This window comes from Sporosarcina sp. FSL K6-2383 (assembly GCF_038618305.1).
GTDB lineage: Bacteria > Bacillota > Bacilli > Bacillales_A > Planococcaceae > Sporosarcina.
On sequence record NZ_CP152017.1, the window covers coordinates 733,220 to 752,481 of the forward strand.

Annotated in this window: 20 protein-coding genes, 1 riboswitch and 1 other annotated feature (1 of these 22 cut by a window edge); of the genes, 13 read left to right on the top strand and 7 right to left on the bottom strand. The window is 42.2% G+C overall.

The genetic code is table 11. The features are described 5' to 3' along the window. Positions 1-164 (bottom strand) — a binding site (T-box leader); it reaches 89 nt to the left of the window's first position. Positions 165-320: 156 nt separating this feature from the next. From MKZ10_RS03890 to MKZ10_RS03905, 4 genes are all read left to right on the top strand, one after another. Then, a complete protein-coding gene (locus tag MKZ10_RS03890) occupies positions 321-875 on the top strand; it encodes a sigma-70 family RNA polymerase sigma factor (RefSeq protein WP_342508044.1) in 555 nt (184 codons plus the stop codon). Then, positions 872-1,900 carry a DUF4179 domain-containing protein gene (locus MKZ10_RS03895; protein WP_342508046.1) on the top strand — a complete coding sequence of 343 codons (1,029 nt, stop codon included), beginning with the start codon at positions 872-874 and terminating at the stop codon, positions 1,898-1,900. The genes MKZ10_RS03890 and MKZ10_RS03895 overlap by 4 nt, the downstream gene beginning before the upstream one ends. A gap of 120 nt (positions 1,901-2,020) precedes the next feature. Continuing rightward, positions 2,021-2,437, top strand: coding sequence for a hypothetical protein (locus MKZ10_RS03900; RefSeq protein WP_342508048.1), 417 nt, complete (start codon positions 2,021-2,023; stop codon positions 2,435-2,437). 97 nt (positions 2,438-2,534) lie between these two features. After that, the gene (locus MKZ10_RS03905) at positions 2,535-3,053 is read left to right on the top strand and encodes a topology modulation protein (protein WP_342508050.1); all 519 of its coding nucleotides are present in this window, start codon (positions 2,535-2,537) and stop codon (positions 3,051-3,053) included. Between the two features lie 28 nt (positions 3,054-3,081). Here the strand turns inward: MKZ10_RS03905 and MKZ10_RS03910 are convergent, their stop codons facing one another. After that, the gene (locus tag MKZ10_RS03910) at positions 3,082-3,414 is read right to left on the bottom strand and encodes a helix-turn-helix domain-containing protein (RefSeq protein WP_342508052.1); all 333 of its coding nucleotides are present in this window, start codon (positions 3,412-3,414) and stop codon (positions 3,082-3,084) included. A 114-nt stretch (positions 3,415-3,528) separates the two neighbouring features. Between MKZ10_RS03910 and MKZ10_RS03915 the strand changes: the two genes are divergently transcribed. The 3 genes from MKZ10_RS03915 (at position 3,529) to MKZ10_RS03925 (ending at position 6,597) form a co-directional block, all read left to right on the top strand. Next, positions 3,529-4,374 carry a VOC family protein gene (locus tag MKZ10_RS03915; RefSeq protein WP_342508054.1) on the top strand — a complete coding sequence of 282 codons (846 nt, stop codon included), beginning with the start codon at positions 3,529-3,531 and terminating at the stop codon, positions 4,372-4,374. Positions 4,375-4,543: 169 nt separating this feature from the next. After that, positions 4,544-5,623, top strand: a complete 1,080-nt coding sequence (locus MKZ10_RS03920; RefSeq protein ID WP_342508056.1) for an AI-2E family transporter — start codon at positions 4,544-4,546, stop codon at positions 5,621-5,623. Between the two features lie 701 nt (positions 5,624-6,324). After that, positions 6,325-6,597, top strand: coding sequence for a hypothetical protein (locus MKZ10_RS03925; protein ID WP_342508058.1), 273 nt, complete (start codon positions 6,325-6,327; stop codon positions 6,595-6,597). Between the two features lie 34 nt (positions 6,598-6,631). Here the strand turns inward: MKZ10_RS03925 and MKZ10_RS03930 are convergent, their stop codons facing one another. Further along, the gene (locus MKZ10_RS03930) at positions 6,632-7,342 is read right to left on the bottom strand and encodes a hypothetical protein (RefSeq protein WP_342508060.1); all 711 of its coding nucleotides are present in this window, start codon (positions 7,340-7,342) and stop codon (positions 6,632-6,634) included. A 442-nt stretch (positions 7,343-7,784) separates the two neighbouring features. Between MKZ10_RS03930 and MKZ10_RS03935 the strand changes: the two genes are divergently transcribed. Genes MKZ10_RS03935 through MKZ10_RS03945 form a run of 3 tightly spaced genes read left to right on the top strand, consistent with a single transcriptional unit; the run spans position 7,785 to position 10,427 of the window. After that, complete coding sequence (locus MKZ10_RS03935; protein WP_342509998.1) at positions 7,785-8,513, top strand: ABC transporter permease; 729 nt, start codon at positions 7,785-7,787, stop codon at positions 8,511-8,513. Between the two features lie 4 nt (positions 8,514-8,517). Beyond that, positions 8,518-9,306: an ABC transporter ATP-binding protein gene (locus MKZ10_RS03940; RefSeq protein ID WP_342508062.1), complete on the top strand. Its 789-nt coding sequence runs from the start codon at positions 8,518-8,520 to the stop codon at positions 9,304-9,306. Between the two features lie 14 nt (positions 9,307-9,320). Continuing rightward, a complete protein-coding gene (locus tag MKZ10_RS03945; RefSeq protein ID WP_342508064.1) occupies positions 9,321-10,427 on the top strand; it encodes an ABC transporter substrate-binding protein in 1,107 nt (368 codons plus the stop codon). Between the two features lie 158 nt (positions 10,428-10,585). Here MKZ10_RS03945 and pepT read toward each other — a convergent pair whose 3' ends face one another. From pepT to MKZ10_RS03965, 4 genes are all read right to left on the bottom strand, one after another. Beyond that, entirely contained in the window at positions 10,586-11,812 is a 1,227-nt protein-coding gene (gene pepT / locus MKZ10_RS03950) for a peptidase T (protein ID WP_342508066.1), read from the bottom strand. Between the two features lie 37 nt (positions 11,813-11,849). Next, on the bottom strand, positions 11,850-12,512 hold the full coding sequence (locus MKZ10_RS03955; protein WP_342508068.1) for a lysoplasmalogenase: 663 nt from the start codon (positions 12,510-12,512) through the stop codon (positions 11,850-11,852). Positions 12,513-12,698: 186 nt separating this feature from the next. Beyond that, on the bottom strand, positions 12,699-12,920 hold the full coding sequence (locus MKZ10_RS03960; RefSeq protein ID WP_342508070.1) for a DUF2187 family protein: 222 nt from the start codon (positions 12,918-12,920) through the stop codon (positions 12,699-12,701). 239 nt (positions 12,921-13,159) lie between these two features. Continuing rightward, positions 13,160-13,783 (bottom strand): glycerol-3-phosphate acyltransferase, encoded by a 624-nt coding sequence (locus MKZ10_RS03965; protein ID WP_342508072.1) that lies wholly within the window; start codon positions 13,781-13,783, stop codon positions 13,160-13,162. A 233-nt stretch (positions 13,784-14,016) separates the two neighbouring features. Further along, positions 14,017-14,132, top strand: a riboswitch (SAM riboswitch). A gap of 136 nt (positions 14,133-14,268) precedes the next feature. Here MKZ10_RS03965 and MKZ10_RS03970 point away from each other — a divergent pair. Genes MKZ10_RS03970 through MKZ10_RS03980 form a run of 3 tightly spaced genes read left to right on the top strand, consistent with a single transcriptional unit; the run spans position 14,269 to position 17,451 of the window. Then, entirely contained in the window at positions 14,269-15,558 is a 1,290-nt protein-coding gene (locus MKZ10_RS03970; RefSeq protein ID WP_342508074.1) for an O-acetylhomoserine aminocarboxypropyltransferase/cysteine synthase family protein, read from the top strand. Positions 15,559-15,595: 37 nt separating this feature from the next. Next, positions 15,596-16,507: an alpha/beta fold hydrolase gene (locus MKZ10_RS03975; RefSeq protein WP_342508076.1), complete on the top strand. Its 912-nt coding sequence runs from the start codon at positions 15,596-15,598 to the stop codon at positions 16,505-16,507. Then, complete coding sequence (locus tag MKZ10_RS03980) at positions 16,465-17,451, top strand: homoserine dehydrogenase (protein ID WP_342508077.1); 987 nt, start codon at positions 16,465-16,467, stop codon at positions 17,449-17,451. Before MKZ10_RS03975 ends, MKZ10_RS03980 begins: the two co-directional genes overlap by 43 nt. A 156-nt stretch (positions 17,452-17,607) precedes the next feature. Here the strand turns inward: MKZ10_RS03980 and MKZ10_RS03985 are convergent, their stop codons facing one another. Beyond that, positions 17,608-19,104, bottom strand: a complete 1,497-nt coding sequence (locus MKZ10_RS03985; RefSeq protein ID WP_342508079.1) for a BCCT family transporter — start codon at positions 19,102-19,104, stop codon at positions 17,608-17,610. Positions 19,105-19,262 lie beyond the last annotated feature (158 nt).

A 19,262-nucleotide genomic window follows, 5' to 3' on the forward strand; every position in this document is an offset into this window, starting at 1 on the left:
TATACCCTAGCTCGATAACGGGAGCTCCCGTCACTTTATCCCCATTACTGGTTCCGAAGTGCTGCTCAGAGACTTGTTTCAATAACACATTCCTACTCCTTTTCAGCAACCGGAGCTCTCTGCAAAGAATGAACGTTATTTACTCTTCTCGTCAACGCATTTGATTTTTAAAGATGATAGCATTTGTTGGGGGAATTGTAAATAGGGTAATTTCTATTCGTATAAGAATAAAACATATTTTTTGTTATAGTAAATACTCGAGAGTTTCTATAAGTTATCTTCGATATATAGAGTAAGAGAGTGCAAGAGGTGAAGGATGGATGAAAGCGAATCGACGAAATTTCATTAAAAGATTGAAAAAACGTAAGGAAGATGCTTTGGAATATGTGGTGGAGCATTATTTACCTGTCGTTAAAATGATTGTTGAAAAATCACTGCAATCGCAACGTAATCCGGGTTTAATAGAAGAATGTATAAATGATGTTTTTTTGGCGGTCTGGCAGTATAGTGATCAATTTGAAGGCGAAGCAGATGATTTTAGGAAATGGATTGCGGTTATTGCGAAATATAAGGCGACGGATGCTTTTCGGAAGGCTAGTAAATCGCTGGAAATTCAGATGGACGAAATTTTTATCCAGATAGAGGATAGCGGGTATACAAAAGTAGAGCGGGAAGAACAGTTTTTGTATTATTTATCGGGTTTAAATGAAGTCGATCGAACTATTTTCATCATGAAATATTATTTGTACATGAAGAACGGGGAAATTGCAGAGCAGCTTGGGCTGTCAACGCAAGCCGTTGATAATCGGTTGTATCGTGGGAAGCAACAACTAAAAACGAAATGGACGTACATAAAAGGGGGCGGTGGACAATGAAAAAACTATATCAGTTTTTTAATCATATTCATGTAAATGAAGTAGATGAGGTTGGGCAGCCCGTTGGAGAGTTAGAGATAAAAAAAGCACAAAAAAAATTGCTCGCTTCCTTGCCTCGAAAGAATAAAAGATTAAGTGGATTACGCGTTATAGCGGTCGCGGCTTGCTTGGTGGTTGGACTCTCGGTTGGCATTGTAGGTACGGCTTTCCCGACAGTGGCGAGTCAAGTTCCGTTGCTTGGCAATTTATTCACCTTGTTTGGTGACGAAGAAAGAAATGTTTTTGAAGGCTACCATGAAAATGCACAAGCCTTGAATCTATCGGCGGAAAGTAATGGCGTGGTCATCACGTTGAATGAAGCTGTATATGATGGAGATTTATTGACAGTATCCTTTAAGGTAAAGACTACAGAAAAGCTAAGCGATTGGGTTACAGCGGAGCCATTCTTCATTAATGGGCAGCAGGTAGGGTTTAGTACAACGTTGGTGCTGGAGAAAATTGGTGAGGATGAATATGGGGGGATTCTTTCCTCATTGCTTTTTGAACAAGGGAACGAGGATAGTATTAAGGTGGATTGGGCTGTTAAGGAATTGGTAGACCATAAGAGTGATACGAGCGTGCAGGGAGATTGGCAATTTCGGTTTAGCTTAGATCGTGTTCATGCTCAAAAAATGAAACTGAACGATAAGTTGAAAAATGAGGTCGTGGAAGTAAAGGCGCGTCATCTTGAGAAAACAGCTGTGTCTCTTAAATTTACGTATGAGGTACATGTGATAGATGCGGATGTCACGCAGGCAGTTGTTCGTTTCGACGAAGTAATGGATAATAGAGGGAATTCATATCGGAGCATTGCTCATACCGCGGAGACCTTGGAGGAAGGTGTGAAATTTAACCAGACGGATATTTACTCGAAGCTCGACGAGGAGGCAACTGAACTGTATTTAACTCCGCAGGTTCTGGTGTTTGACCAGCAGGGGGAGTCTGAATGGGTGCAGCTGGACTCGTTGACGATTAGGCTGAGATAGAGTGCATTGTTGCTAATCGGTTACACAACGAGAGAGTTCAGATGGAAATCGTTAATTATAACAGCCGTTGATTTTGAAGCCCGGGTCATTTTGCTATTTATGTGGGGGAGTGAAAATAAAGTGTTTAAACGAAAAGGGATTGCTTTTTTGCTGACGGTCGTACTGACTATTCCAATGCTTGGCTTTAGTTTCATGCTAATAGAAGGTAGTGGAGTGCGGGATGCACTGGAGCTAATGGTCTTTGCTGCGATATATGTGACTCCGGTTATTCTTTTATATGGTGTACCCGTATCGATTCTGTCGGATAAAATAAACGATCGATTTAATGGGGTGAAACGAGTTCTTTTGTCACTTTTTACCCATCTGTTTTTGGGTTTAAGTTTTCCTCTCTTTTTTATTTTGGTAGATGGTTCTCAGTTGAATAATGGTGGCAATCTATATTTAGTAGCCGCTGCAGTGATTCCCTCATTTGTGTTTTGGGGAATGGATGAGGTATTAAGAAGCCGTTATCTTTATAGTGTGTGGGATCGGAAATAATTTCTTTCTTATAAAATGTGGCTTTCATTTTGCTGCAACACGATATAATAAAAGAGCAATTCGTGGTTCTTGAATTATGAGGATTGAGGGTGATGGAATGAATAAAATCATGGTTATCGGAGTGTCAGCTGGTGCTGGGAAATCAACGTTTGCGCGCCGATTAGGTGAATTGACGGGTATTGAAGTGACGCATTTGGATCGGTTGTTTTGGAAGCCGAATTGGGTAGAGGCTCCGTCTGAAGAGTTTTCAGCAGCACAGCAACAAGTGGTCCAACGGGATCGATGGATTATGGAAGGGAATTATGGGGGGACAATGAATATTCGTGAGACGTATGCGGATACTGTAATTTATCTGGAACTTCCGCTTCGTGTCTGCTTGTATCGAGTGTTGAAGCGCAGAGTGCAATTCCATGGAGAAACGCGGCAGGATATTGGCGAGGGCTGTCAAGAAAAGATGGATTGGGCATTTCTAAAATTCATCGTCACGACATATGGCGCACGAAAAAAGAGCATGATGGAGCGAATGCGACGTTATGTGGAGGAAGGAAAGATAGTGCATTATTTAAAAACCCCTGCACAGATTGACGGATTTTTAAAGACGTACATAAAGAAGTGAAGCCGATTGCATTGAATTGTAATCGGCTTCACTTATCTTTCAAAACAGGTTCAGGTGCAATCCATGTTTTCGACCAATTCTCGATTTCTTTCATGATTGGTGTAAGAGACATGCCTTTTTCGGTTAAGGAGTATTCAATTCGTACAGGCGTTTCCGGGTAAACGTTACGGATGACAAAACCTTGTTGATCAAGGTCTTTTAATCGCTCAGTTAATGTTTTTCCGCTGACACCGAGCTTGTCTGTCATTGTGCAAAAGCGTTGCGGTCCTGTCATTAATTGATACAAAATGAGTGCGGTCCAGCGCTGGCTTAGGATGGAGACGGCTTTTTCAAAACGTGGACATAGTTCAAATTCATTCATCTGATAGCAACTCCTTTGGTCTGAATGTTAATGTGTTGACAATTTTCATTATAACATATAAAGTTAGTTACATAAAGTAAGTTACTTACCAATTTAAAAATAGGAGGAATTTACATGAATTTTCATACAGCACCGATTACGTATACAGGAGAAGTCCATCTGAATGTTTTGGACTTGACTAGATCTATCCAGTTCTATAAAGAAGTGATTGGCTTTAAAGTACTTGAGGAAGCAGCGAATAAGGTAGTACTGACGGCGGATGGCAAAACTCCATTGCTGATTATCGAACAACCAGAAAATGTTACGCCGAAAGAGGCACATAAGGCTGGTTTGTATCATTTTGCATTATTATTGCCGAAACGAGCTGATTTAGGAGCTATTATTAAGCATTTCATCCAACATCAGGTGCGAATCGGAGCTTCGGATCATTTGGTGAGCGAGGCGCTCTATTTGTCAGATCCAGATGGCAATGGTATTGAGATTTACACAGACCGTGATCCGGCTGTTTGGAGTTGGGACAATGAACAAGTTGCGATGAGTACGGATCCGCTCGATGGTGAAAGTATTATCGCGGAGAGTGGAGATCAGATATGGGATGGACTTCCTTCGGGTACGGTTATGGGGCATGTTCATTTACATGTAGCGCACTTGCCTGAGACAGAAACGTTTTATAATGCACTCGGCTTTGAAGTGGTCACGAATTATCCGCAAGCTTTGTTTATGTCGAATGGGAAATACCATCACCATATTGGTTTGAATACGTGGAATGGCGTGGGAGCACCACGTCCATCAGAAGGTAGTGTTGGGCTTCAATCATTTACGCTTGTTTATCCGACTGAGGCAGTGTTAGATGAAGCGATTGGCAAGGTGGAAGCATTGGGGATGAAGGTAGTAGCTGATGAGAATAGGTTTATCGTAGAAGATCCTTCTGGCAATCGAATTGTGTTGCGGGTTGGGTGAGGTTTTATAGATAATGAGCAGGGACTTTAAACCGGTTTTTGGTTTGAGTCCCTTTTTCTAATGATTAAATATTTCTTACTATAAATGAATAATTTGAAACTTCTTTCGACGTCGTACGTAAAACAACGTATACTTGAAAATAACAGTGTACAGAAATGGAGTGAACTTTTTGACGAAAAAATTATGGTTCCAAGCAGGCGTTGGGATTTTACTAGCTTTGCTAATTGCAAAATACTTTATGGAAATCAAAGGGGTTTTTTCCCCTCTAGTCATCATCGCAAAAACTATTTTTGTACCATTATTACTGGGAGCTGTCCTATTTTACGTAACGGAGCCATTTCAGCGATTCCTTGAAAAGCGCAAAATGCCGCGGTGGGGAAGTATTTTAACGATACTTATCAGTGTTGCAGCAGTTATTTGGCTATTCATTTCAATTATTGGTCCGCCAGTTATGAACGAAGTGAACAAATTTGTTAAAGATGCCCCATCCATTACAAAAGATATTACAGTTCAAGTGGAATACATTTGGCAAAATAGAGATAGTTTACCTGATCAATTAAATGACATGATTGATAAGGCTGTTAATTCGATTCAATCTATTGCCGTCGTATTTGGAAAATTAGTCGTACAGTTTTTCCAATCCGTATTTCAAACAGCCTTCACCCTGATTCTCGTACCGTTTTTCTTCATCTACTTATTGAAAGATCACGAGAAGTTCGCACCATTCATCTACAACTTCTTTTCAGGTAAACGGAAAGTATGGATTAAAAAAACCTTACATGATATCAATACGGTACTGCGCACGTATATCCAGGGACAGCTATTGATAAGCTTTCTCTTAGCACTCATTATGTTTGTTGGTTATTTAATCATAAAGCTAGATTATGCGTTATTACTTGTTATCTTTGCCTTTTTCATGAACGTCATTCCGTTCATCGGTCCATGGATTGCATTTGCACCAGCACTGATTATAGCGTTTATTCAAGATCCGCAAATGGTTATTTGGGTCAGTGTCATCACACTCGTTGCACAGCAAATCGATAGCAACCTTATCACACCGAATGTCATGGGGAAAACGCTCGATATTCATCCACTGACGGTTATTACGGTTATTTTGGCAGCGGGAAATATTGCCGGCTTCCTAGGTATTCTCCTGTCTATTCCTGCGTACGCGGTTGGTAAGGTTATTGTGAAGAATATTTATGATAGGCGTAAGGAAATAAAGTTTACTGCGACGAAAGATGTGTAATGAAACAAGCTCCTTGACAAAGAAATGTCAGGGGCTTGTTTTTTGTTGCAATAATGAAAACGCTTAATTTGTAGAAGTTAAATCTTAAAAAAGCCGGTGATTTCCATGATGGAATCGACCGGCCTTAAAAATGTTTATATGATGTGTAGTCTTTACTTGAGGTACCTCTAATTTCAAACGATGAGAGTTTGGTAGTCGTGAAGAGTGATATAATAGAAATGTAATAAAATAGTGTGTGTTCATAGGCGGTTAGCATATCTACGATTCCCATTACATCTTGCAAATTTTTGTGAGAGGGGAAAGAAGGTGATGCTAATGACGATATTTGAAGCAGTGAGTTTAATGATTAGTTTTTCTATACTAATCGTACAATCATTGCGTTGTCATATACTTTTTCAAAGAAAAAGTAAACCGCCTTTGAGCCCCCAAGCCTGAAGCGGTTTACTCCGTTATGCTGATCGCCTTTGAAGCGATACTATTTTGTTACAATCGAAGACCGTTCTGGTGTACCACCACCAAGCGGTCTTTTTAATATATCCAATTCTTAACGTAAGTATACCAAAAGGGGGCGAATCCAGCAATAATAGTAGTTTAATGAAAAGCGTAATCTGATGGTAATATGCGTAGCATATGTCCACCTTCAGTACTCTCGCACGAATTTGAAGTATGCTCAATCCTCAACTTCAAAAAGGTATGAAATCATGAACAAAATGGCTAAGCTATCGGAAAAAAGGATTGATGGCATGTGGACTGAATTTCCGGTGATTCATACGAATATCTGGGATGCATTTTGGGCGATTCCCGCTATTCTTCTAGGGGTATTGCTGCTGAGAGTGGTGTTCAAGCTTCCTGAAAGTTGGTTTTCAACGGCTACGACTATTCTTGGACTCATACTATCCACTTTTATCAGCCATCCTGGCAATTTACCAGCGGGCATTTTCATGGGATTCTTCTATGGTGGTGCGGCAAAATGAAGGTCTGGTATAGATCTTACCGAGAGAAATAAATTCATTTTAGCGGGCAAAATCCACATTGCATAAGCCCAGGAACATCCTTGGAGAAGCAGCATGTTGTCCGTACTTCAGTATTTATCAGCGCAGATGGTTCACGCCCTTTTAAATAGGTGGAAAATAGTGATCGGGGTGCGATGCCTTCCCATAGTGTATCGTCTTTCAACATATCAAGATCAGCACAAGCTTCTTCGGCAGTACCCGGGTTTGACAGCAATACATGATATTGCCAAAGAAGGAAGCCGAAAATATTTTCCCATAAGGTCAAGGGGGATACGGATGCGATAGTGCGAAGCTGCTTGATAACGGCGTTACATTGTTCGACTAAAATGCGCCTGATGACATCACGACGCTCATTGTCCTCTACATATCTCCAATCTTCCGCAAAGGCAAATGAACTAATGGCTATCTTTCCATACTCTTCCTTAGCACCGAAGACGAGGCGATCTTTCTCTCCGTCCCATACCTCATCGTACGTTGCTAGATTAGTAAATTGCATGGCAATGAACATGCCAAGGCGGCGCATGAAGTAAGATGCGGCGATGGTTTGGTTTGGGCTACCACTAACCACTTGGATAATATTCAAAGCATCTATGATTTGGTCAGCATCCAGAAGTGTTTCGAATGTGAACAGTTTTCTCTCAGGCAATTCCGTATAGATACTGTACATATTTAGTTGTTTGAGTTGGTCCGCAGTTAAGTTTGTCATGGTTTTAGTATATGTTCATGTAATTGAAACGGCAAGTTGAGTGAGTGCTCAGTCCAGTAAGTACAGATAAACTTAGCTGGAGGGAATGCTGTTTTTGATTTTACTACCGGATAGCGAGTGAATACTACCGTATAGAGTACGTTTACTACCGTTCGCTAGAAATTCATGTATAAATATAGGTGAAAAGAGTACTTGGTCTAGAAAAATAGTATCATATGACATCCATAAAGATTCCAAGCTCCATGGATTTTTTGTGCTCCAAAATTGCTGAAGATAGCCGTTTCTCCGCGGTTGCCCAACACACTTTTTTAGGCAGACACATACTATTTGAATGAAGAGGTGGTGAACGTTGAAAAGGGATGACAGAGCTGCGCGATATGATCCATATGAAATTGAACAACGTGAATGGAAACAAAGGCAAACAAAGGAACGGTTAAAACAAATGTTGACAATCGCCTCGCCGGTATTCCTGCTTTTGTTGTGGGAGTTCATGTCGAGGACGGGAATACTTGATATTCGCTTTTTTCCACCGCCATCTGCTATTGTCAGCACGTTTTTCGGGATGATTGCAAGTGGTGAAATGGCCAATCATATTGGTGTGTCATTGTACCGAATTTTCGTTGGATTTTTACTCGGTGTGATACCGGGTGTTATCATCGGATTGCTGATGGGGCTTTATTCTCCGATTAGACATTTTGTTTCTCCAATCGTGATGGCACTTATGCCAATCCCTACACTTGCTTTGCTGCCGATTATTATCATCCTTTTCGGAATAGGGGACTTGTCGAAAGTAGTGACAATTGCGGGAAGTGTCTTTTTTCCTGTCGTTATCAATACGGCTGCCGGTGTTATTAATATCGATTCCATCTATTTGGATGTAGCGAAAAATTACGGGGCGGGAAGAGTGAACTTTTTCCTGAAAATAGCTTTGCCTGGTGCCATGCCGGTTATGCTGGAAGGAATTCAGATGGGGCAGGCGATTGCGCTTCTTACCATTGTAGCAGCAGAAATGATGGGGGCTACGTCTGGTATCGGTTATCTAATCTGGACTTCGTATAAAGCGTTCTTACTCCAAGAAATGTATGTGGGTCTCATCCTCATCTCATTTTTTGGTTATCTGTTCTCGCTAGTGCTCCGAGGAATTCAGAAGAAGATGCTACCGTGGAGGTGAACAGATGGGAAGGAAAACAAAAATTATCATCCTTAATTTAACAAAGGCGTTTTATAAAAAACAAGCGAGTGTCACAGCGCTCGATAACATTAATTTAACAATCGAAGACGGGGAGTTTGTCTGTCTTGTAGGTCCGAGTGGCTGTGGGAAAACGACACTTTTACGTATTTTAGCGGGGCTTGAGCATCCAAGTATTGGAGAATTCACGATTGCGACAGATGGTGAGGACCGCCCACTTCAGTCGATGGTGTTTCAGGAAAGAGGAATCATTCCATGGCTCACCGTGGAGGAAAACGTAGCATTTGGTCTCAAAATGCGCCATATGCCAAAGGACGTCATAAAGGAACGGACTGCGTATTATCTGAAGAAAACGGGGCTTGAAAAGTTTTCCTCGCTATATCCAAAAGAACTGTCCGGGGGCATGAAGCAACGGGTGAGCATTGCGCGGGCATTTGCAAATGATCCAGAAATTCTATTGATGGATGAACCGTTTGCTGCGCTTGATGAACAGAACAAATTCATTTTGCAGGAGGAATTGCTGTCGATCTGGTCAGAAACAGGGAAGACGGTTCTTTTTATTACCCACAGTATCGACGAAGCATTATTGCTGAGTGACCGTATTTTGTTAATGAGTTCACAGCCTGGAAGAATTATTCAGGAAATTAAAGTAGAACTACCACGTCCGCGAAAAATGGAGGATATTCGGGCGAATCCAGTTATGGCAGGGCAGTTTGTAGAAATATGGCAACACCTGCAAAAAGAAGTGCAACGGTCTCGGCAGGAAGATGAATGAAAAGGAGAGATTCCATGGGGAAGTGGATGAAAAGCGGATGGTTGCTGGCTTTATTCGCAGTGGCGTTAGTTGTCGGGGCTTGCTCTCCAAAAGAGACGACGAAGCCAGTGCCAGGAGGAAAAGCGCCGGTTACAGTGACCGAGGACTATCCATCTGGTGATTTGGCGCCACTCGACGAACGAGCAAAAGTTGTTATTGCAGAGGATGGGGCAGCATCAGGTGCTGGTTTTTATATTGCCAAGGAAAAGGGATACTTTGAGGACTACAATATTGAGGTAGAGTTTGCTCAGTTCGCCAACAGTGATGATATGCTACCAGCTCTTGCAGCGGGTGAAGTGGATATTGCCGGTGGCGTTTCAACGGCATCGTTCTTTAATGCAATTGCTCAAGGCATTGACGTTAAAATCATTGCTGATAAAGGTCATAACGTGCCTGGTAAATCCTATTTCACATTTGTCATTGGTAATCATATGGTCGATGTCATAAAAGAGTATAGTGATTTTAAAGGTAAGAAAATTGCGGTATCGTCACGTAATTCGATTGACGGCTATATTTACGAGGAAATGCTTAAGCATGCAGGCTTGACTGAAGATGATGTTGAGTTCGTACTCATGGGGGATTTTGGAAGTATGCTAGGGGCAATTGATGGCGGAACAATCGATGCCGCACTTAATATCGAGCCCCTCATCGCACAAGGTGTCGACCAAGGGTTCCATGTCCGATTCGGTGATGCAACTGATTATGCGCCTGAATCTCAAATTGCAATGGTACTCGGCTCCCCTCAATTCATGTCTGAAGAGCAGGATGTTTCATTGCGATTCATGTCTGCCTACTTGAAAGGTGTTCGTGATTATAATGATGCCTTTATTAAAGACATCGGTAAGGACGAAGTGGTCGAAATTATGACGAAACATACGGCATTAAAAGACCCCGCGCTATGGGATAAAGTAAACGTCACTGGACTTGATCCGGATGGCAAAATGTTCATAGACGATATTAAAAAGCAGTACGATACGTATAAAACAAACGGTGCTATTCGCGGAGATGTCGATTTAAGCAAAGCGATCGATACATCAATTACGGAGAAAGCGGTCGAAACGATTGGCGAATATGATCGTTAGGAAACACCGAAAGCGTAAGCTCCTAGGTGCTGAACTCTAGATGAAAAATTGCCTGTACCTTTTATTAGGTAACAGGCAATTTCTATTTCGCAAGTTATGTAGTGCCATGCCAATAATGATGACCTCAATCCCATTTTACTTCATCGGCAAGTCCATAATTATGCACGTTCTTCAAACAATTTGACGGCTTCTAAAATGACTTGCGTCGCTTTCACCATATTATCGACAGAGATATACTCGAATTTACCGTGATAGTTTTCCCCGCCAGTGAAAATATTCGGCGTTGGCATCCCCATGTATGATAGTTGGGATCCATCTGTACCGCCACGTATAGGCACGATGTTCGGTTCAATGTCGAGATTTTTGAACGCATCAGCCATAATATCGACAATTTCCATAACAGGCTCAATTTTTTCGCCCATATTGAAATATTGATCGTCGATATCGAGAGTAACACTGTGTGCCCCATATTCTTTTTTCAATCGGTTTACTGTATCTAGCATCAGTTGTTTGCGAGCTGCAAATGTTTCGCGGTCGAAGTAACGGATAATATAGCTAAGTGTTGTCTTCTCCGTATCACCATTGACGTTCATAAGATGGACAAATCCTTCGTAGCCATCTGTTTTCTCAGGAATTTCTTCTACCGGCATGGCAGCCTGGAATTGGTTGGCGATTAAGATAGAGTTCACCATTTTATTTTTGGCAGATCCCGGGTGAACACTGACACCATGAAATGTTACTGTAGCGCCAGCTGCATTGAAGCTCTCATACTGGAGCTCACCAAGTGGTCCACCGTCCATTGTGTAAGCATACTTCGCGCCGAATTTTTCGACGTCAAATTTATGTGGTCCGCGCCCAATTTCTTCGTCAGGAGTAAAGGCAATACGTAGTTTGCCATGCTTAATATCTGGATTGGCAATCAAATATTCCATCGCTGTTACAATTTCAGCAATCCCAGCTTTATTGTCGGCACCAAGAAGCGTTGTGCCATCTGTCGTAATGAGCGTGTGACCAATGTAGTTTTTTAATTCAGGGAAGTCATTCACCGTCATGACTGTATTAACATTCAGCCGTATGTCAGTGCCATCATAATGGTCGATGCGCTGTGGTTTGACATTTTTCCCTGTATAATCGGTCGCTGTATCGACGTGTGCAAGAAATCCAATGACAGGAATGTCACGATCCGTATTGGCAGGAAGCGTCGCAAACAAATAGCCGTTGTCATCTAGCGTGATGTCTTCCAATCCAATGTCTGCGAGTTCTTTTTGCAACTCATGCAGCAGGTCCCATTGCCCGGCTGTTGATGGAGTTGATGAACTAGCAGCATCCGATTGTGTGTCGATTTTTGCATACCGTACAAGGCGCTCAACTAATATCTCTTTCATATCTGAAAATACCTCCTGTGATAAAAATCTGATACAACTATCTTATCAGATTGTTCCGGTTTACGGAATACTTTACAACCCGACTACCGATACTCGCTGCAATGAAAACCTGCGCGGCATAATAGGAGACCATGACAAGTGCATCACGATATGGAATCGCGTAAACAAATCGGTCAATTGCAAGAACAGAATCTGAAAAAATGAAAAGAAGTGCACCGACAATGGCAAGTGGCAAGCGTGTACGAATCGCCATCCATCCCATTGTTGTAATGACACAAATATAGGCGATAATGGCAATGCCGAGCACGGTTTGGCCAGTCGTGAATTGTGAACCGGCCAGCCAAATGGCCATACCGATACCATACAGAAGAAGTGGAATGGCGGCCCAAATGGGCATATGCTTTCGGGCCATATGACGAAATGCAATAATGTAAAAAATATGTCCGATGAAAAACGTAATGAGTCCAATCATGAACCAATAGAGGACGCCGTCTGCAATCATGCAAACAAAAAGTCCCAAAATGACAATACGTTTATATGTGCGAGAAAATAATGATCTGGTTGTTAGTGCAAACAAAATGATAAGTGCCATCGGAATCAGTTTCATGAAAATCTTGAAGCCGACTGGATCTGATGGGATGAGGAAGATATAGATAGCCCCCATAATCGTAATAGCAGCCAGTAATAGTTTTTGAATCATTCGTGCAACCCCTTTCACTAGTATCTTTCGAGAAATAGGAAAGAAAATCCTGCTTGAATGATAGAGTTCTGTTGAAAGGTAGCTAAGTTTTCAAATTAGGTAGTCGAGTTTGCCCAAAGCTTCCGTGAAATAAAAAATTACCTACCACTAGAAAGACTTCCTAGTGGCAGGCAATTAAAAAAATCGTCAGACGACTGAATAGTTCTTGTGTGCAACAACTGTCAGATTGGATGCGGCACCAATGAGTTCGGCATCCTTCGAAGAAATCTCCACAATGACAGAGTTTTCGAGAATTTTAAAAATAGTACCATTAACTTCATGGTCATTACGGACAAACGAAATCTTTTCATCGATTTTGCGCGCTGCGACAAAATCCGATACATCTTTTTCCTTGCGTGGAAAAGCCATTCGAATTCCCCCTAGTGTTTATTTTCATCATGCCCTCAATCAATTAAAAAAATGCTTAGGTCAAACCCTAAGCGTGGCATAAAAGACGAAACACAACTCAACGAAAATGATAGATCACAAGTTGTCTACTAACTAGTATACCATATTTTGACGAAATTTGCAGAAATGCTGTTTCCGTCAGATTCAGAGTGCCTTCCATTTTGTAGTCAACGCTAATAATTTAAATCTTTCATTGACAATCATTTCTTTTTAAACACTGCTGAAACTCGCTTCTCACTACCTTCTTTCATCCGTTGGAAATTTTCGATATGCTTCCAAATCGCAAGTATGAATAATACAATTGCGATGACGATGGGCCAGTAACCTTCTGACCAAAATGCCAAGGTCAAGAATGTCACGTACAACATCAAAACGCCAAACACCAGAAAGTTAGTCGTAAGTGCTACGACTACTAACAACGCAAAACCAACGAGACCGAAACGCCAATCGAGTGCGAGTAGAACGCCGATAACTGTAGCAGTTCCTTTGCCGCCGTTGAACTGCATGTAAAACGGAAAGTTATGTCCAGCGACTGTTGCGGCACCTACCAAAAAGAGTAGTAATGCGACATCATTTCCCGGCAATTCCGCATTCACAGAAAAAAAGTGTACAAGTAGTACAGCCAGCGCACCTTTTCCAATATCAATCGCTGCTACAAGAGCACCAAACTTTTTCCCTAACACAATCGTAGCATTCGAAGCACCTGCATTTTTGACCCCAGTTTCTTTTAAATTAACTCCTGAAATCTTCGTTGCAACAACCGAGCCGTGTAAGCATCCGATTAAATATCCACACAGTAGCACTCCTATAACCCACAACCACATACCAATTCCCCCAAACTAGTGAAATTACTCTATTGATTCCGTCTGCTCTCCAGCAGGAGGCATCCCAAAGCGCCAAGCGTTGTTGGTAAGATTCATTATTTCAACTTGTATAATCGTTATTATAACATCTTAGAGTAAATGTAAGTTTCTGAAAAAACTTTCAATAAACACTTGACATTGTATTAAGAATTCGCCTATACTACTTCACAAGATGGAAAACTAAATCAATCAAACTCTTATCAAGAGCGGCGGAGGGACTAGGCCCTGCGATGCCCGGCAACCGGCAAGTGACTAACTTGCACAGGTGCTACTTCCTACAGATTCGTGTAAACGGTCTGAAAGATAAGAGGAGGAATAAGCGAAAGCGTAACCCTCTTCTTAGCGTTAAGCGAAGGGGGTTATTTTTTATTCCTAAAAGAATATCCCCGACGCCTCCGCACGTATTCAAAAAATATCCATCTAAAAAACTACTGGAGGTAATGACAATGACAAAACTTCAACCCGAAACACTTCTTCTACATGGTGGCCAAGAGCCAGACCCGGTGACAGGATCACGCGCGGTGCCGATTCATAGAACAACCTCTTTCGTATTCCGTGACACAGAACATGCACAAAATTTGTTCGCTTTGAAGGAAGCGGGTAATATTTATTCTCGTATTATGAATCCAACGGTCGACGTTTTTGAAAAGCGTGTAGCTCTATTGGAAGGTGGAACGGCGGCAGTTGCATTATCATCAGGAATGGCAGCTATTGCGTTTTCGATTTTAAATATAGCAGGTGCTGGCGATGAAATCGTAGCTGCGAGTAATTTGTACGGAGGTACTTATAATTTATTCGCAGTATCACTGCCACGCTATGGCATTAACGTAAAATTTGTGGATGCGACGGACCCTGAAAACTTCCGTGCAGCCATTACAGATAAAACAAAAGCGATTTTTGCTGAAACAATTGGTAATCCAAGCCTTCATGTGCTTGATATTGAAGCAGTTGCGAATATCGCACATGACAATGGAATTCCACTACTTATTGATAATACATTCCCATCACCTTATGGTTCGAACCCTATTGATTTTGGGGCAGACGTTGTTATTCATTCTGCAACGAAATGGATTGGTGGACATGGAACGTCTATCGGGGGTGTCGCGATTGACTCTGGGAAATTTGATTGGACACAAGGAAGATTCCCTGGTTTCACAGAGCCAGATGAAACGTACCATGGTATTCGTTATGGTATTGATGCAGCGGGTGCAGCATTTGCGACGAAGTTACGCGTTCAAGCGCTTCGTGATTTCGGACCATGCTTGAGTCCGGATAATGCATTTGCTTTCTTACAAGGACTTGAAACATTACATTTACGTGTGGAAAAACATAATGCCAATGCGCTTAAAGTGGCAGATTATTTGAAGCAACATCCGTCAGTGGAGTGGGTAACGTATACGGGTCTTGAAAATCATCCTTCAGCTAACAATGCGAAAAAATATTTGAAAAATGGTTTTGGTTCAATTATCGTCTTCGGTATTAAAGGTGGACGCGAAGCGGGTCGTAACTTGATCGATAATGTTAACATTTGGTCGCATGTTGCGAACGTTGGAGATGCAAAATCACTTATTATTCATCCGGCTTCAACAACGCATCAGCAGCTATCCGCAGAGGGACTTGAAGAAGCTGGCGTCAAAGAAGAATTGATCCGCCTATCAGTTGGACTGGAAGCGGTAGAAGATATTATCGCGGATCTTGCACAGGCCATTGATAAGGCAGTTCCAGTCAAAGCATAAAATTATACCCGATAAAATAACAAGGAGCGTGACGGGCATGGGGACAGGATTTGTGAACATTGGAAGCTTACAATTGGAGTCGGGCATTATGCTAGAAAATGTTCAGCTAGCCTATGAAAGAATAGGTAGACCAGAGGCACAAACTGTCCTTATTTGCCACGCATTGACGGGAAATCATGAAACCATTGGAACGGATAAAAATCCAGGCTGGTGGAGTGGCCTTGTAGGTCAAGGGAAAAGTATCGATACCAATCAATTCTCGGTCATCTCGTTCAATGTGCTTGGAGGATGTGATGGATCGACGGGACCGTCATCTATCAATCCATCTACCGGGGCACCTTATGACGAGTTATTTCCAGAAGTGACCATTCGGGATATGGTACATGCGGAGCGCAAAGCGCTAACGGTACTAGGAGTAGATCGACTACGCGCGGTGATTGGTGCTTCGCTTGGTGGTATGCGAGTCTTAGAATGGGGTATTTTATATGCAGATGATATGGATGTACTCGTACCGATTGCAGCTACACCAACGCTAAGTGCGTATGGGGTTGGCTTGCAGGCGATAGGTAGTGATATAGGTTTCGGCAATGATGTGTATACAGGACCAGCTTTAGTAAAACACTTTGATCCGAATAGTTATTACACACTGCTCGGTGCTATGAATACCCATGATATTGGTCGTGGACGTGGAGGCATCGCGAACGCTTCTCGCCAATTCTCTGCAAAAGTAGTGGCATTCGCATTTACGAATGATTTGATTTATCCAACGGAAGAGATTCAGGCGTTTGCACATCTTGTTGAAGATTCAAGCTATGTTCTCGTCAATACACAATCCGAGCAGGATGGATTTTTAACTGAATTCGACAAATGGGGACTTATTATTAAGCAATTCATGGAGGTGGCGGTATGCCGTCAATCAAAGTCGCTATACTCGGTTTCGGCACTGTAGGCGAAGGGATTTATAGGATTTTAAATGAAAGAAAAGAAGAGATTCGGCAAGAAACGGGGCATACGATTGACATCGTGTCTATCCTTGTGCGTGATAAGTCGAAAGAACGTCGTGTAACAGTTGGGACAGTCATTACAACTGATGTCCAAGAGATTTTGTTGAATCCGGACATCGACGTCATTTTTGAAGCAATTGTTGGTGAAGAACCGGCATTTAGCTATTTAATAGAAGCAATTGACAAAGGCTATCATGTCATTACTGCCAATAAAGCGATGTTTGCCAAACATGGCCCCGCGCTCGTCAAACATGCGGAAGCCCATGGTGTTCAAGCGCGCTATGAAGCAACCACAGCAGGCGGCGTACCGATTATCCGGACGATTACGAGCTTGTTGCCGGCAGATCGTGTGCGACGTATTCGAGGAATTTTGAATGGCACATCGAATTTCATCCTGACGAAAATGCGAGAGGAAGAAATTCCATTTAAAGCCGCATTGCATGAAGCACAGCAATTAGGCTATGCGGAAGCTGATCCGACAGATGATGTAAGTGGAATGGATGCGTTCCGAAAACTGATGATTTTAAGTGCATTAGCATTTGGACGTCAACCCGATTGGCAAGACGTGCCGATTGTTGGCATTGATGGGGCAACAACTGAAGGTGTGCAGGATGCATCGAAGGGGAAATTACGTTATCGTCATATTGCTGATATTTCAATAGATGAGGATGGCATCTTACGTGGCAGTGTAGGTCCTGTACTGATTGGCGCGGACCATCCGTTGTATGGCGTTGATGGTGTAGATAATGCAATTATAGTAGACACAGACCATCTCGGGTCGCTAACACTCATTGGTCCTGGTGCAGGGATGTATCCGACAGGCAGCGCAATGGTTGGGGATCTCTTGCAGGTTATCGGGAAACGTGAGGTAGTAACTGTATCGAATTGAACATAAAACGAACCGCCGGAGATGATCTCTTGGCGGTTCGTTTATTTTGTAACGTCAGAAAGTATAAGTTCGTTGATGACCTTATAAGAGCAACTACGGCTCTGCTGTCGCCTTTCAGGCTCGGCAATCGCTGAGTTTTCTAAAAAATGTGAAGGGTTAATCCTTCTTCGACTTTATCAACTTCAATTCAGCCTTTAACGCCTTGATTAATGACACAATCATCAGTAGCATGACGAATGAAAACGGTAGCGCTGCGATGATAATGGTGTTTTGTAGGGCGGTCAGTCCGTTGACGGACAACAGGATTATCGCAATTGTAGATTGGATAATACCCCAAGTAAGTTTGACGTTATTTGGCGGTGTCAACGAACCGTTTGTCGACTGCATACCGAGAACAAATGTCGCAGAATCGGCTGATGTGATGAAGAATGAAGCAATTAAAAAGATCGCTAAAACTGATATAAAGAGCGACATCGGCATCACGTTAAACATTTCAAAAATCGTCAACTCTGTTGAAGGAATCGTTAAATCAGTGAGTCCTTTTTTCTGGATATCAATTGCCGTCGTACCAAACGCCGAAAACCAAAATGTCCCGAGTAATGTAGGGGCAGCGAGCACACCGATCATGAATTCTCTGATGGTACGCCCTTTCGAAATGCGGGCGATGAACATACTGACAAATGGTGCCCATGAAATCCACCATGCCCAATAGAAAATCGTCCAAGTATCGAGCCATTCCCGATTATCTGGATCCAATGGTGCTGTCCTAAAACTCATCGGAATCAGGTTGGCGACGTAGCCGCCGAGTGATTCAGTGAACATATTAAAAATGAGTAGCGTAGGTCCCAAAATGATAATGAGCCCTAGCAGAATGAAGGCCAATACTAAGTTCGTATTCGACAAGTATTTGATGCCTTTACTCAAGCCAGACCATGCCGATGCGACGAATAAAACGGTCACAACTGCAATGATAACAAATTGTGATTTAATGCTAATGGTTATATCAAATAGATAGTGAAGGCCTGCATTAATTTGAACAGCACCGAAGCCGAGAGTCGTAGCGACTCCAAATGATGTCGCGAAAACGGCAAGCACATCGATGAAAATGCCCCAAGGACCTTCCATCTTTTTACCGAATATCGGCTTCAATGTTGCTGAAATTAATCCCGGTTCCCCTTTACGGAACTGGAAGAAGGCGAGTGATAAGGCAATAACTCCATACATGGCCCATACGTGGAACCCCCAATGGAAGAAAGACTGGCGCAGGGCTTCTTTAAAAGCAGCATCCGTATTAGGATCTTCCGTCGCCGGACTGATAGCGAAATGTGATAATGGCTCGGCAGCACTGTAAAATACAACCCCGATGCCCATTCCAGCTGAAAATAGCATGGCTATCCAAGTAATTGTTGAAAACTGTGGTCGATCGGTATCTTTGCCAAGTCGGATATTGCCATATGGACTAAAGATAAAGTAGACGCTAAGTATAGCCATAAATGACATGAGTAACATGTAGTACCAACCAAAACGTGATGCTACGAAGTTTTTAGCATTTGCCGTAACAGCTTCGAAGCTCTCAGGTGACAGTGCGCCATAGATGACGACTAAAATAATCAACCCGACTGCGATATAAAAGACATTTGAAATTTTCTTCATATTTCCCCCTTGAATTGCTCATCATTTAGAAACAATTTTCAACTATACTAGTAAAGTATTATGAAAGCAACCATTTGGCGGAAATAGTTTACCCTTAACGGCTTGAGAATAAACTCGAATTAGAAAAAACTGGATAAGGACGTCGGCGTCTTAAACCA